Source organism: Massilia sp. DJPM01 (genome assembly GCF_030348125.1).
GTDB classification, from domain to species: Bacteria; Pseudomonadota; Gammaproteobacteria; order Burkholderiales; family Burkholderiaceae_D; genus Telluria_A; species Telluria_A frigida.
Window position 1 is genome coordinate 39,368 of sequence record NZ_JAQOZV010000040.1, and the last position, 12,529, is coordinate 51,896.

The window sequence follows — 12,529 nt, forward strand, 5'->3', positions numbered from 1 at the left end:
AATGTGAGTGGCGGCCCCGGCAGGGGCCGATGCTTCGCGGACTTCGGCCAGGTGTTCGAGGAGAGCTGGCGCCAGAAATATTACTGTGATCGAGCGCGCATTTCAGTGTACGGTTCGAATTAATTGCCAAGGAGCACTGCGATCCCCCATGCAAGCCACGTTTTGAGATGGAGTTAGCGCTAAAGTAACTCGTCCATTTGCTGTTCGGACAAACAAAACTGCCCGAGTGGGTTCCCTGGTGCATTGCCCCTCCAAAACTTGCCAACTTTTCAGCGAAGGACTGGACCGAATCCCACGCCGCTCACTGCTTTCTGATACCGAACGCGACGGCTTGTTGGTCTTGCCACAGAGCCAAAACGATCTGATCCAACAATACAGCTTCACGGATGCCGACCTGGCGCTGATCCGGTCGCGGCGCGGGGCCGCGAACCGCCTCGGCTTCGCCGTCCAGATGTGCTTGTTGCGTTACCCCGGCTACGCCCTGGCCAGTGCCACGCTATTGGTCACGGTGCTCCATTGGATCGTCAAGCACCTGCGCAGCGATGTTGACTTTTGGCCCGAATACCGCGCGAGGGAGAATAGCAGCAACGAACACCTGCACGAGCAACGCGCCTGTGGCCCCCTTGAGGGTATTACAGCGGCAAGCGCAGAGACGGCGCCTGGTTCTTGCGCTGCAGGAGCGCGATCAATCCCAGCATGAGGAGCGAGATCAGGAGCAGCACCAACGCAATGGCATGGGCGGCCGGATAATTGAGCCGCAGCACCTCTTCGTACAGCGCGATCCGAAATTGCCAGTACAGATAAATGTTAATCATACAACCGCATTTTACGGAACTTGCGACACATACTTCGCGTTAGAGTTTACTTCTACATTTCTATTGATGTGGAATTATTGAATTAACTAACGCAGGAGATCGAACATGGAAACGAAAGCGGTGATTGGCGCTTTGGCGGCGCTGGCGCAGGGTACCCGGCTCGATGTGTTCCGACTGCTAGTCCAGGTTGGACCGGAGGGCATGGCGGCGACCAAGATTGCCGAACAGCTCGACGCGCCGTCCTCGTCGCTGTCGTTCCACCTCAAGGAGTTGACGCACGCAGGCCTGATCGTTCCGCGCCAGGACGGGCGATTCATCATCTATGCGGCCAACTTCGACACCATGAATTCCTTGATTTCGTTTCTCACCGAGAGCTGCTGCGGCGGCAACCCGTGCTCGCCGATATTGCAGCGCGAGTGCATCACCGATTCCATTCCATCCTGATACTGACGCTTCACTCACCAAGGACTGCTCCAATGAACGTTCTATTCCTTTGCACTGGTAACTCGTGCCGCTCGATCCTGGGCGAAGCCACCTTCAATCACTTGGCGCCTGCTGGATGGCATGCGATGAGCGCTGGCAGCAAGCCGGCCGGCTACGTGCATCCGCGCTCGCTCGCGCTGCTTGCACGTGAGGGTATTTCAACCGAAGGGTACGCCAGCAAGTCCTGGGACAATCTGCCGGCCACACCGGAAATCGTCATTACCGTCTGCTCCAGTGCGGCTGGCGAAACTTGCCCCGCCTATCTGGGCCCGGTATTGCGCACGCACTGGGGCGTCGAGGATCCGGCGCACGCAACAGGAACGGAAGAGGAAATCGACGCTGCCTTCATGACTGCCTATCAGATCCTGCGCGCCCGGATCGAGGCCTTCCTGGCGCTACCGCTCGATGAACTAAAAAACGACCGGGCCCGCATGAAGGCGGAACTTGACCGCATCGGCACGCTCCTTCCCTGAACTACATCCCTGTCCAAATCGGCTAACGGAGAAATCCCATGAACGATAAAACCTACAACGTCCTTTTTCTGTGCACAGGCAATTCTGCCCGCAGCATCATGGCCGAAGCCATTTTGAACGTCGCCGGTCGTGGCCGCTTCAAAACCTACTCCGCCGGGAGCCATTCGACTGGCGAAGTGAACCATTTTGCGCTCGAACAGATCGAGACCATCGGCTACCCTCTCGACAACCTGCGCAGCAAGTCATGGAATGAATTCTCCGGACCTGACGCGCCGCACATGGATTTCATCATTACCGTATGCGACAAGGCCGTCGGCGAAGTGTGTCCCTTCTGGCCTGGCCAGCCGACCACGGCGCATTGGGGATTTGAAGATCCCGCTGCAGTCGACGGGAGCGAAGCCCAGATCCGACAGGCGTTCTCCAAAATATGCCGCGAAATCAAGACACGGCTCGATATTTTCCTCAGCCTGCCCATAAACAAATTGGACAAGCTCGCCCTGAAGCGCGAGATGGACCGTATCGGGACGAGTGAAACATGACTTTTGCCAGGCGTCTTGTAGCGGAAGGCCTCGGTACCGCCTTCCTATTGGCGGTGGTGGTCGGCTCCGGCATGATGGCCGAACGGCTTACAGGTGGAAATATCGCGATCGCGCTACTTGCCAACGCGATCGCGACGGGCGCTGGCCTTGTCGCGCTGATCCTGATGTTCGGCACGATCTCCGGCGCCCACTTCAATCCGGTTGTGACGCTTTCCGAAGCTTGGCAAAAAAATATCCCCGCAAAAGAGGTCGTTCCGTACATTGCAATCCAGGTACTTGGGGCGTTTGCCGGCGTGGCGGCGGCCCACATGATGTTTGGCGACCCGGTTTTCTTCGCGTCGCAGCACGTCAGAACTGGCGCGGCACAGTGGTGGAGCGAATTTGTCGCGACGTTCGGGCTCATCGCCGTCATCATCGGCTGTTCGCGCAGCCGTCCCAGCGTCACGCCTTTTGCCGTGGCCGCCTACATCACCGCCGCCTACTGGTTCACCTCGTCGACCTCCTTTGCCAATCCGGCCGTGACCCTAGCGCGTAGCGCCACAGACACGTTTGCGGGGATTCGCCCTGGTGACGCGCCTGGCTTTATCGTCGCCCAGTTGCTCGGCGCCGGTGCCGCTACACTAGTCTTTTGCTGGCTCTATCCGCCAGCACCGTCCGACGCGACTGTCGGCGGCACCGTGGCGCCGAGCGACTTCGCCGCTACGCAGGAGAAAACGCTTTCCTGAGAGGTGGACTGGATCGTCTCCGTACACCTTTTCCTTGACCGATATTTCAATGTTTGATGGAGTCTAAAAATGAAAAAGATACGTGTATTCGATCCGGCGCTGTGCTGCAGTACTGGTGTTTGCGGCGTCGAAGTTGATCAATCCCTGGTCAGCTTTTCGGCCGATGTGGCCTGGGCAAAAAGTGAGGGCGCGCAGATCGAGCGCTTCAACCTGGCGCAGCAACCGATGGCGTTTGCGGAGGATGCGACCGTGAAGAGCTTTCTGGAACGTTCCGGCCAAGAAGCGCTGCCGCTCATACTTGTCGATGGCGAAGTGGCCTTGGCCGGTCGCTACCCCAATCGCGCAGAGTTGGCCCGTTGGATGGGAATCGCTCTGCCGGCTGAAGCGACAGGCACAAGCGGCTGCTGCCCCGGCAGCCGGTGCGGCCCTACTGGAAGCCCGTCATGAAATTCCTCGAACAGCCGCCCCGGTTTCTTTTTTTCACTGGCAAAGGGGGCGTCGGAAAAACCTCGATCGCCTGTGCCACGGCGATTGATCTTGCCGAATCCGGCAAGCGCGTCCTGCTGGTCAGCACCGACCCCGCCTCGAATGTTGGCCAGGTTTTTGGCATCAGTATCGGCAACAAGGTCACAGCGGTCGAAGCCGTGCCGCGCCTGGATGCGCTCGAAATCGACCCGCAGGCCGCAGCACAACTCTACCGCGATCGCATCGTGGGCCCCGTCAGGGGCGTGCTTCCGGATGCCGTGGTGAAAGGGATTGAAGAACAGCTATCAGGCGCCTGCACGACCGAGATTGCCGCGTTCGACGAGTTCACCGACCTGCTCACTGACGCCAGGCTCGATGACACATACGATCACATCATCTTCGATACGGCGCCGACCGGCCATACGATCCGTCTTCTGCAACTGCCTGGCGCCTGGAGCGGATTTCTGGATGACGGAAAGGGTGACGCATCCTGCCTTGGACCGCTGGCCGGCCTGGAAAAGCAGCGCACCCAATATAAAGCTGCGCTCGACGCCCTGGCTGATCCGTTGCGCACGCGCATGGTCCTTGTGGCCCGTGCCCAGTTGGCCACGCTGCGCGAAGCGGCGCGCACGCATGACGAGCTGACGGCAATCGGCCTGTCGCGCCAATACCTCGTCATCAACGGTGTATTGCCGGGCGCCGAAGCGACACAGGATCGGCTCGCCCAGGCCATCCTGGACCGCGAACAGGCTGCGCTGGCGAACATTCCGAACAACCTAAAGGCCCTGCCATGCGACTTGGTGTCACTCAAACCTTTTAACCTGGTTGGACTGGATGCCTTGCACGGCCTGTTTGCCGACGCTGCTCCGTTAGTACCCACTGGCGACGATGCACCGTTTGTGTTCTCGGCCCCGACGCTCTCGGCCCTGGTCGACGAGATCGCGCTTGACGGCCATGGCTTGGTGATGTTGATGGGCAAAGGCGGTGTCGGCAAGACGACCATGGCTGCGGCCGTGGCCGTGGAACTGGCCCACCGCGGTCTGGCGGTTCACCTGACTACCTCAGACCCGGCTGGACGTCTCACCGAAACCCTCAACGGCCCGCTGGACAATTTGACCGTCAGCCGAATTGATCCGCAGGCAGAGACGGAGCGCTACCGTCAGCAAGTATTGCGCACCAAAGGCGCCAAGCTCGATGCGGCAGGCCGGGCTCTGCTGGAAGAGGACTTGCGCTCGCCATGCACCGAAGAGATCGCCGTGTTCCAGGCCTTTTCCCGCGCCATCCGCGAAGCTGGCAAGAAATTCGTCGTGATGGACACGGCCCCCACCGGCCATACGCTGCTACTGCTCGATGCGACAGGGGCTTACCACCGGGACGTGGCACGCCAGATGGGCGACACAGGGGTGCACTTTGTCACGCCGATGATGCAGCTGCAAGACCCGAAACAGACCAAGGTCCTGTTGGTGACGCTGGCCGAAACTACGCCAGTGCTTGAGGCGGAAAACTTGCAGGCCGACTTGCTGCGCGCGGGAATCACCCCTTGGGCCTGGATCGTGAACAATAGCGTCGCGGCGGCCCAGCCACATTCGCCATTGCTGCGCCAGCGAGCGCGCAATGAATTGTCGGAGATCGCCGCAGTCGCCACGCGCCACGCGAAGCGCTACGCGGTGGTTCCCTTGCTCAGGGAAGAACCAGTGGGCGTCGAGCGCCTGCTGGAAATGGCGGGCCACATTATCCAGCATGGGAACGTCTGATCGGCCCGGACCCGGCGGAGCGCGCTGCCTAGCCGGCGCGCTCCGCCTGGACTGCACGCATGTTCCCACGCTACGGATTGACTGCGTTCATTTCTCGCCGCAGCGTGCAAGTAACCGCCGCTGATTCCAGGAAAGCCTGACTGCAGACGACGCGCCAACGTTCATTCGAAGGGACTCACCGATTGACTAGCATTCATGAAACGGCCTACCCGCGCTTCAAGCCGGAACTGACCCAGCGCGAACTTGTGGATGTCTACACTCCCACTGATGAGGAACATCGATTCGCACGCCGCAACGGCCGCAGCGCGCCGGCGCGCCTGTATCAAAGCCGGTATGATCACGCCGTCGACGATCCTGCGCCGACTCGGTACCGCAAGCCGAAAAAATAAACTGTACTTTGCGTTCCGCGAATTGGGCCGGGTTGTACGTACCGAGTTCCTATTGAAGTACATCGGTGATGTCGAGTTGCGCAGGACAATTCAGGCCGCGACCAACAAGAGCGAAGAATTCAACCAGTTCATAAAGTGGCTATTCTTTGGCAACCAAGGGCTCATCGCGAAAAACGTACGCCATGAGCAGCGGAAGGTCGTCAAATACAATCAGCTGGTCGCCAATCTGGCGATCCTCCATAACGTGGAGGCGATGACCGGTGTGCTGAAGGAGATGCAAGGAGAGGGACTGCCCATCAACGAGGAGATCCTTGCTGGGTTGGCGCCGTATCGCACGGAGCATATCAACCGGTACGGTGATTACACATTGGATTTGGATCGAGTTGTGCCTCCGATGAATTTTCGCAACAAAAATCCTATAAGATTCAATGCACTACAGTTGGATCTGCGGAATTCTACGCGAATCCCGGCCACCCCTCTAACCGGAGCGAGGCCTTGAAACAGCGCTTTGCGCTGACCGATGCTCTCCATGTCCACCCTGGCTTCCGATACAGTATCCCTGGCGACACGCGTTACAATGCAGCCGCCCGCAATCCATCGCTTTCTTTTTCACATTAACCAGACAAACAGCCAGCCGTATGCACCCCGACATTTCCAGCAGCACAGGTGACTATTCTCTTCTCGCGCGTCAAGTGAGCAGCATTCTCGACGGCGAGCGCGACCTGACCGCCAACGCGTCGCAATTCGCCGCCCTGGTGTATTCCACTATCCCGGACCTGAACTGGGCCGGTTTCTACCTGCTCCGTCCGGGCAAAAAGGAGGGCGCGCTGGAACTGCTGGTTGGCCCGTTCCAGGGCAAGGTCGCGTGCGCGCGCATTCCCCTGGGCCGTGGCGTGTGCGGCACCTCCGCCCAGGAGCGCCGCACCATCGTGGTCGCCGACGTGCATGCCTTCGCGGGCCACATCGCCTGCGATAGCGCCTCGAACGCCGAAATCGTCATCCCGCTGCTCAAGGACGGCCAGCTGTACGGCGTGTTCGACATCGACAGCCCGCTGCCGGACCGCTTCAGCGAAGAGGACCGGATCGGCCTCGAAGCGATGGTCCAGGCCTTCCTCGACGCGACCGACATGGTCTGATGCTCAAAAACGCGGCCAGCTCAGGTCGGCCTGACCGGCGACGACCTGCTTGCCCCGGACACTGATTATCGTCGATACAAATGTGAGAGAGCACAAAGGGTAGCCCTGCGCGCGCCGCTGTTCAACAACGTTGTGTATTGACGAACATGTTTAGCCGGCAGCGCGCAACGGCCGCCGTGTCTAGCGCGTTACCTCGGCGGCGCACTGGCGGCATAGCCCGTGGTGATCGAGCGCCCCCCTCAGATAATCCCGGCAGCGATCGCACCTGTGCGGCCGGAAGGCGGCAACGGACCTGCCGGCACGCACCGGCACCGCGTCGCCGGGCGGCCCGGCTTCAAAGGCGTCGAGCGCATTGGCGTTCTCGCCAAGCAGAACGAAGCAACCGGGGAACAGGGCGCGCAGTTGATCTTCGCTCTGCCGGTCATGATCGCCCTCGAACGCCAGGCACACGGGCGTGCCCTTGTCGACCAGGCCGCGCGCGCGTTCGACCAGCGGTTGCAGCGAACGGCGCCAGGCCAGCATCGCTTCGGTGTGCAATAGCGCCGGGTCCATGTCGGGCTGCTGGTCCTGTTCCGCCAGCTCGTGCAGAAACAGCGACGCGCGAGGGTGGGCCGGCCACGCCAGGTAAGCTTCCTCGCAGGCGAATGGCATCACCGTCGCCAGCATCTGCGCGCACCACAGGAACGATTCGCGCAGTGCCCATTGCACGCTCGCCAGCCCGGCATCGCCAGCTTTCGCACAGTACAAGGTGCGTTTGGACAGCTCGAACCATTCGGCACTGGCCCACTGGCGAAATTGCGCCAGGCAGGTGAGTGCCTGGTAGAAGCGGCCAGCCTCCATGCATGCTTGCCACTGACGGCGTGCCTCCTGCAGTTTTCTTGACGCCAGGCGGTCGAGGTCACGCAGGCTGTCCGGGCGCGCGGCATCCGGATTGCCTTCCATGTTCGCCAGATGAAAGCGCAGGAAACTGCGCCAATCCCTGGCGTCCTGCGTGGCCTGCTTGAGCGACGTGGCGGACCATTTCATTTCGTCGCCCACGTCCTGGCTGCACACCCACAGACGGAATACATCGGCGCCGGATTTGGCGAACAGCGCCTTGTGGTCCGGCGTGCCGCCGTCCGATTTGGAAAATTTCATGCCCTTTTCATCGACCACGAAACGGTGTGTCATCACCTTCTTGAAGGGCGGCAGGGCGCTTTTGAAGGCGTGCAGCAGGAACGAGGACAGGAACCAGCCGCGCGTCTGGTCCTGTCCCTCGACTGCCAGGTCGGGCTGGCCGCAGCCATCTTCGGCCGCACTATGCCAGGCGGCGCCAGCGTCGAACCAGACGTCGACGCTTTGCATGCTCTTTGCATAGCCGGCCGGAGTCTCGAACGCCTGCCAGGCTTCGACGCCGCCGCTACGCACGCGCAGCACCAGCTCGCGCCACATGGCGGCGGTGTCGGGATGCAGTTCGCCGCTCGTCGCATGACGGAAGAACGGCAGCGGCAAACCCCACAGGCGGTCGCGCGACAAGGTCCAGAAGCGGCGCGTCGACATCATCAGGGCCAGCGGCGCGCGTGCCTTCTCGTCCGGCACGAACACGGTATGCCCGAGAGCGGCCATGGCGCGCTGTGCCAGTCCCTCCGGGCAGCCGTCGAAGGGCCTATGCAGATCGAGCGCCCATTGCTGGCTGGCGCGGTAGAACACCGGCTTCTTGTGGCGCCAGCACATCGTGGTTTCCACGCTCCTGCGCTCGACGTGCACCAGCCGCCCGGACTGCGCCAGCAAGTCGCATGACACCTGCGACGCCACTTCCAGCGTGGCGCCGCGCAGCGCGTCCGGCATGGCGACCGTGCCGACGTCCAGCAGGCGGCCATCCTTGCCGACATGGCAGTCCAGGCGCACGCCATCGGTTTCGTGCAGCACGAAGTCGTCCGGTCCGAACGCCGGCGCCAGGTGCACGAAGCCGGAGCCTTCGCTTTCGCTGGCGAACGCCGCCGCCAGCAAGGGCGCCGCGAGGCCGGTGAGCGGACTGACGGCCGCCAGCCGCAGCGCGCCAAGCTGTGAAAAGTCGAGCGCACCATCGAATTCATGGCCGGCGTGACTGAACATCGCCGGGTAATCGCGCAGCAAACGGTCGCGCGCCTGCACCGCCAGCACGACGCGCAGGCCGCTATCGAACGTGGCGACGGTCAAGGCGCCTGTTTGGGGATGGCCGAAACCGGCGTTGGCCCAGAGAGTCCACGGCGTGGTGGTCCAGGACAGCAGATGCAGCTGTCCGGCCGGCCAGGCCACCCCGTGCTGGCGCGCGCGTTGTTCCAGCGCCTGGCACGAGGCGGCCGCGAACGGCACGCTGAAGAAGGTTTCCATGCGCTCGCGGGTGGTTTTTTCAAGCTCGCTGGCCGCCAGCGCGCTTTGGCACGCCGGGCACCAGTGCACGGGCGAATGCCGTTCCACCAGCAGGCCGGCCTGCCACATATCGAGCAGTAGCGAAAGCGAGGCGGCCTCGCGCCCGGGGTCCATGGTCAGCCAGGGCTGGTCCAGGTCCGCCATCAGGCCCAGGCGCGACATCGACAGCGCCTGCTGATCCTTCCAGCGCGTCGCTTCGTCGCGGCACTGCTGCATGAACAGGCGCGCGTCGTCCTTGGCGCGGGCGCCGTGACGTTTTTCGACCGCCAGTTCGAGCGGCAGCCCATGGCAATCCCATCCGGCGCGCCAGGTAACCCGGTGGCCGCACACGCTGGCATGGCGGGCATGCACGTCCTTGAGCGTTTTGTTGAGCAGATGGCCGAGATGAGCGTCGCCGTTGGCATACGGCGGGCCGTCGAGCAGCCAGTAGCGCGGTTTGCCCTGGCGGGCGCTGTCGAGCTGCTGGCGCTGGCCGGTGGCGCGCCAGTGGGCGAGCAGGCGCTCTTCCATTGCCGGGCTGGGGGTATTCCAGAAGGCGGGCTGGTTCAGCCGCAAGGCGTAGCTTGGCGCCGCGGGCGTGCTGGTGGCGTGGTCGTGCGATGGGGAAAACGAGGTATGCATGAAGTGCTCCGATAAAGTCGGGAGCAAAGCTGGATGAGACTTGGGCGGAACGCTTCGCGAATTACCGCCAAGTGCTCGCTTGAAATTTATCCGACGACCGAAACACGAAAGCGAGCGACGTGTGTGGTCGCTCGGATAATTCGTGCAGCACCCGCGTCCAGGCGCAGGCCGGCAGCGGCGTCGAGTGCCGGGCGGGTGCGAAGAAGAGGGGCGTTGTGCGGGTTCATGGCTTCAATATATTGCACTTGCACATTTTGCGCAAGGGCGCGTTAAAACCAGTTACAGCCCGTCTCGCTCGTGCGTGGCGTAGATTTTAACGTTTGCCTTGTCGTAGACTTGCACACGGTCGAGCCTGCCAAACAGCCCGGTGCCATAGAACACATCGAGGGAAGGCGCGATGCGTGTCGTCGACTCACGTTCCTCGTAGCTGAACAGGTAGGGCGCTTCCAGCGACACCACGGCAATGCACCCGAACTGGCTTTTCTTCGCGCGCGCTTCGGCGGCCGGCATGGCAACGGCGGTGGTGTAGTAAATGAATTCGTAGGCATAGGGCATGACCGTGGCGGTATAGTTGCCGCGCACCACTGCCCCAGCTGGTTCGTACATCGCACCTGACGGAACACCCAGCGCGAGCTCCGATACATCCGTGTACGTCACCATGCTCCTCGCGCCATAAGCATTCTGCGTGGCAGATTTGCTGCTCTCGATAACATCGGACCTCAGGACCAGCTTGCGCAGCTTGAGCGCTTCGGCATTGGGTTGCTTGAGCAAGATGTCGCGAAAGGCAGTCGCCTTCTGTTTGACCATGAATGCCTGGCGCTCGGCGTCGTACTCCGCCTCGCATTTGGTCAGGAAGGCAATCGGCGCGACCGCGCTCATCGCCGCTGCCACGGCGGCGGCGTTCGCCTCGCGGTCCGCGCTGCTCGAAAATTCGTCGATCTTGCCTGGAACCGCATCGATCTTGCGCTTGACCCAGGCGAACACCTGTTTTGGATCGTTGCGGGCGTAGGCCGTGGGCGGCAATGCCGGATCCCAGTGCACCGGAGCGAAGGAACGATCCGCGCCTTTCGCAGCCGGGCTGGTCTTTTTAGCCGGCGTTTGCGCCGGTGCGTTGGCCGCGCTGAGCGCCATGCCAATGGAAATCAGGAATGCTGCGGAAGTTTTCATGAATCGGTAAACCCTCGTGATTGGGCGAGTCGGTAGATGACATCGTGTTGTGCCGCATTCTATTCTTTCCACCTAGAAATTGAAAGTTACCCCAATCACTGCATTGCCGTCTCGCCGGGCTTAGGCTCGCCCAACATCGTCAGCCACGCAAAGCCGATCACGCCGGCAATCAGGGAGGCTAGCAGTATCGCCATCTTCGATGCGTTGACCACCACTGGCTGCCCCACGAAGGCCAGGTTGCTGATGAAGATCGACATCGTAAAGCCAATACCGCCCAGCAGGCCCGCGCCGAACACATGGCGCCAGCCCAGGTCGAGGGGAAGCCGGCACATGCCGATGGCCACTGCCGCGAAGCAGAACAAGGTGATACCCAGCGGCTTGCCGATCACCAGGCCGGCGAGAATGCCGAGGCTATTGGCCGACATCAGCTCGCCGGTCCAGCCGGATGCGATGAGAATGCCGGTATTGGCCAGGGCGAAGATCGGCAAAATGATGAACGCGACCGGCTTGTGCAGGAGATGTTCGAGCCGGTGCGATGGCGATGCCTGGTCGTCCTGCTTCGCCGAGAACGGAATGGCGAACGCCAGCAGCACGCCGGCAATCGTCGCATGCACGCCCGACTTGAGCATCAACACCCACATCACGGCGCCGCCCACCAGATACGGCGTCAGCGCCATGATGCGCAGCACGCGGTTCATGCAGACGAGCAGCACGAACATGGCCATGGCCGCCAGCAGATAGGGCACCGACAGCTGGGCGGTATAGAAAACGGCGATCACGATGATCGCGCCCAGGTCGTCCATGACGGCCAGCGCGGTCAGGAAGATCTTGAGCGATGCCGGCACGCGGCTGCCCAGCAAGGCCAGCACGCCCAGGGCGAATGCGATATCGGTCGCCATCGGAATCCCGATGCCGGCCTGCGTGGGAGAGCCGTTATTGAAACCGAAATGGATCAGCGCCGGCACGCAAATGCCGCCCAGCGCCGCCACGATGGGGAGCAGCGCGTTCTTGAAGTTGGACAGCTCGCCGTTATACAGTTCGCGCTCCAGCTCCAGGCCGATCAGCAGAAAGAAGATGGCCATCAGCGCATCGTTGATCCAGTGCTCGATGCTCAAGCCGGCCAGTTTGAGGTGCCAGAAGTGCAGATAATCGCTGCCGATGGGCGAGTTGGCCAGCACCAGTGACACCAGGGTGCAGACGATCAGGACAATGCCCCCGGCCTTGCTCGACGCAAAGAACGCCTTGAACGTGTTCGACAGACTATGTACGGCAATCGCCATGTGATTCCTTTCGCCAAAGATTGGCATGGTGGTCGGGTCAGGAAAAGCGCTGCTCTGGACGAGCAAGATGAAGGCCGCAGGATGCGCGAACGCTCCGCTCAGGCGTGCATGGAAACTGGAAGGGGGGAGAAGATGGGGTCATAGGTCGTCAGTAAGCCGCGTGGCGGGCCCGACCATCGCAAAACCTACCACACAATCCGTGTGGACACCCAGGGCACAGTATAGCCGATTCCCGCGTTTTCCGGGCACCTGCTGACGCAAAACGGGCGCCGGGTAGACGTGCTATCCGGC

Annotated in this window: 12 protein-coding genes and 1 pseudogene; 9 read left to right on the forward strand and 4 right to left on the reverse strand. The window is 61.7% G+C overall.

What is annotated here, in order from left to right:
• Positions 1-289: 289 nt before the first annotated feature.
• A complete protein-coding gene (locus PO883_RS35180; RefSeq protein ID WP_373890096.1) occupies positions 290-700 on the forward strand; it encodes a DUF4158 domain-containing protein in 411 nt (136 codons plus the stop codon).
• Here PO883_RS35180 and PO883_RS22865 read toward each other — a convergent pair.
• Positions 633-815, reverse strand: coding sequence for a hypothetical protein (locus PO883_RS22865; RefSeq protein WP_289311820.1), 183 nt, complete (start codon positions 813-815; stop codon positions 633-635). The genes PO883_RS35180 and PO883_RS22865 overlap by 68 nt on opposite strands.
• A gap of 105 nt (positions 816-920) precedes the next feature.
• On the opposite strand from PO883_RS22865, the gene PO883_RS22870 reads away from it, so the two are divergent.
• From PO883_RS22870 to PO883_RS22905, 8 genes and pseudogenes are all read left to right on the forward strand, one after another.
• Positions 921-1,259 (forward strand): helix-turn-helix transcriptional regulator, encoded by a 339-nt coding sequence (locus PO883_RS22870; RefSeq protein WP_289311793.1) that lies wholly within the window; start codon positions 921-923, stop codon positions 1,257-1,259.
• 32 nt (positions 1,260-1,291) lie between these two features.
• Positions 1,292-1,771, forward strand: a complete 480-nt coding sequence (locus PO883_RS22875; protein WP_289311794.1) for an arsenate reductase ArsC — start codon at positions 1,292-1,294, stop codon at positions 1,769-1,771.
• A gap of 38 nt (positions 1,772-1,809) precedes the next feature.
• Positions 1,810-2,310, forward strand: a complete 501-nt coding sequence (locus tag PO883_RS22880; protein ID WP_289311795.1) for an arsenate reductase ArsC — start codon at positions 1,810-1,812, stop codon at positions 2,308-2,310.
• Positions 2,307-3,035 (forward strand): MIP/aquaporin family protein, encoded by a 729-nt coding sequence (locus PO883_RS22885; RefSeq protein WP_289311796.1) that lies wholly within the window; start codon positions 2,307-2,309, stop codon positions 3,033-3,035. The genes PO883_RS22880 and PO883_RS22885 overlap by 4 nt, the downstream gene beginning before the upstream one ends.
• 69 nt (positions 3,036-3,104) lie before the next feature.
• Entirely contained in the window at positions 3,105-3,482 is a 378-nt protein-coding gene (gene arsD, locus PO883_RS22890) for an arsenite efflux transporter metallochaperone ArsD (RefSeq protein ID WP_289311797.1), read from the forward strand.
• Complete coding sequence (gene arsA / locus PO883_RS22895) at positions 3,479-5,254, forward strand: arsenical pump-driving ATPase (protein WP_289311798.1); 1,776 nt, start codon at positions 3,479-3,481, stop codon at positions 5,252-5,254. The genes arsD and arsA overlap by 4 nt, the downstream gene beginning before the upstream one ends.
• Before the next feature lie 321 nt (positions 5,255-5,575).
• Positions 5,576-6,055, forward strand: a pseudogene (locus tag PO883_RS22900) (Tn3 family transposase); the annotation flags it as partial.
• Between the two features lie 226 nt (positions 6,056-6,281).
• The gene (locus PO883_RS22905) at positions 6,282-6,779 is read left to right on the forward strand and encodes a GAF domain-containing protein (RefSeq protein WP_289311799.1); all 498 of its coding nucleotides are present in this window, start codon (positions 6,282-6,284) and stop codon (positions 6,777-6,779) included.
• Between the two features lie 180 nt (positions 6,780-6,959).
• Here PO883_RS22905 and PO883_RS22910 read toward each other — a convergent pair whose 3' ends face one another.
• The 3 genes from PO883_RS22910 to nhaA form a co-directional block, all read right to left on the reverse strand.
• Positions 6,960-9,791 carry a class I tRNA ligase family protein gene (locus tag PO883_RS22910; RefSeq protein ID WP_289311800.1) on the reverse strand — a complete coding sequence of 944 codons (2,832 nt, stop codon included), beginning with the start codon at positions 9,789-9,791 and terminating at the stop codon, positions 6,960-6,962.
• 279 nt (positions 9,792-10,070) lie between these two features.
• On the reverse strand, positions 10,071-10,922 hold the full coding sequence (locus PO883_RS22915) for a hypothetical protein (RefSeq protein ID WP_289311801.1): 852 nt from the start codon (positions 10,920-10,922) through the stop codon (positions 10,071-10,073).
• A gap of 131 nt (positions 10,923-11,053) precedes the next feature.
• Positions 11,054-12,238, reverse strand: a complete 1,185-nt coding sequence (gene nhaA, locus PO883_RS22920; RefSeq protein WP_289311802.1) for a Na+/H+ antiporter NhaA — start codon at positions 12,236-12,238, stop codon at positions 11,054-11,056.
• Between the last annotated feature and the right edge of the window lie 291 nt (positions 12,239-12,529).

Excerpts from the sequence above, each read along its gene's own strand:
- PO883_RS22865 (WP_289311820.1), bottom strand. The coding sequence starts at position 815 with ATGATTAACATTTATCTGTACTGGCAATTTCGGATCGCGCTGTACGAA.
- PO883_RS22870 (WP_289311793.1), top strand. The coding sequence starts at position 921 with ATGGAAACGAAAGCGGTGATTGGCGCTTTGGCGGCGCTGGCGCAGGGT.
- PO883_RS22875 (WP_289311794.1), top strand. The coding sequence starts at position 1,292 with ATGAACGTTCTATTCCTTTGCACTGGTAACTCGTGCCGCTCGATCCTG.
- PO883_RS22880 (WP_289311795.1), top strand. The coding sequence starts at position 1,810 with ATGAACGATAAAACCTACAACGTCCTTTTTCTGTGCACAGGCAATTCT.
- PO883_RS22885 (WP_289311796.1), top strand. The coding sequence starts at position 2,307 with ATGACTTTTGCCAGGCGTCTTGTAGCGGAAGGCCTCGGTACCGCCTTC.
- arsD (WP_289311797.1), top strand. The coding sequence starts at position 3,105 with ATGAAAAAGATACGTGTATTCGATCCGGCGCTGTGCTGCAGTACTGGT.
- arsA (WP_289311798.1), top strand. The coding sequence starts at position 3,479 with ATGAAATTCCTCGAACAGCCGCCCCGGTTTCTTTTTTTCACTGGCAAA.
- PO883_RS22905 (WP_289311799.1), top strand. The coding sequence starts at position 6,282 with ATGCACCCCGACATTTCCAGCAGCACAGGTGACTATTCTCTTCTCGCG.
- PO883_RS22910 (WP_289311800.1), bottom strand. The coding sequence starts at position 9,791 with ATGCATACCTCGTTTTCCCCATCGCACGACCACGCCACCAGCACGCCC.
- PO883_RS22915 (WP_289311801.1), bottom strand. The coding sequence starts at position 10,922 with ATGGCGCTCAGCGCGGCCAACGCACCGGCGCAAACGCCGGCTAAAAAG.
- nhaA (WP_289311802.1), bottom strand. The coding sequence starts at position 12,238 with ATGGCGATTGCCGTACATAGTCTGTCGAACACGTTCAAGGCGTTCTTT.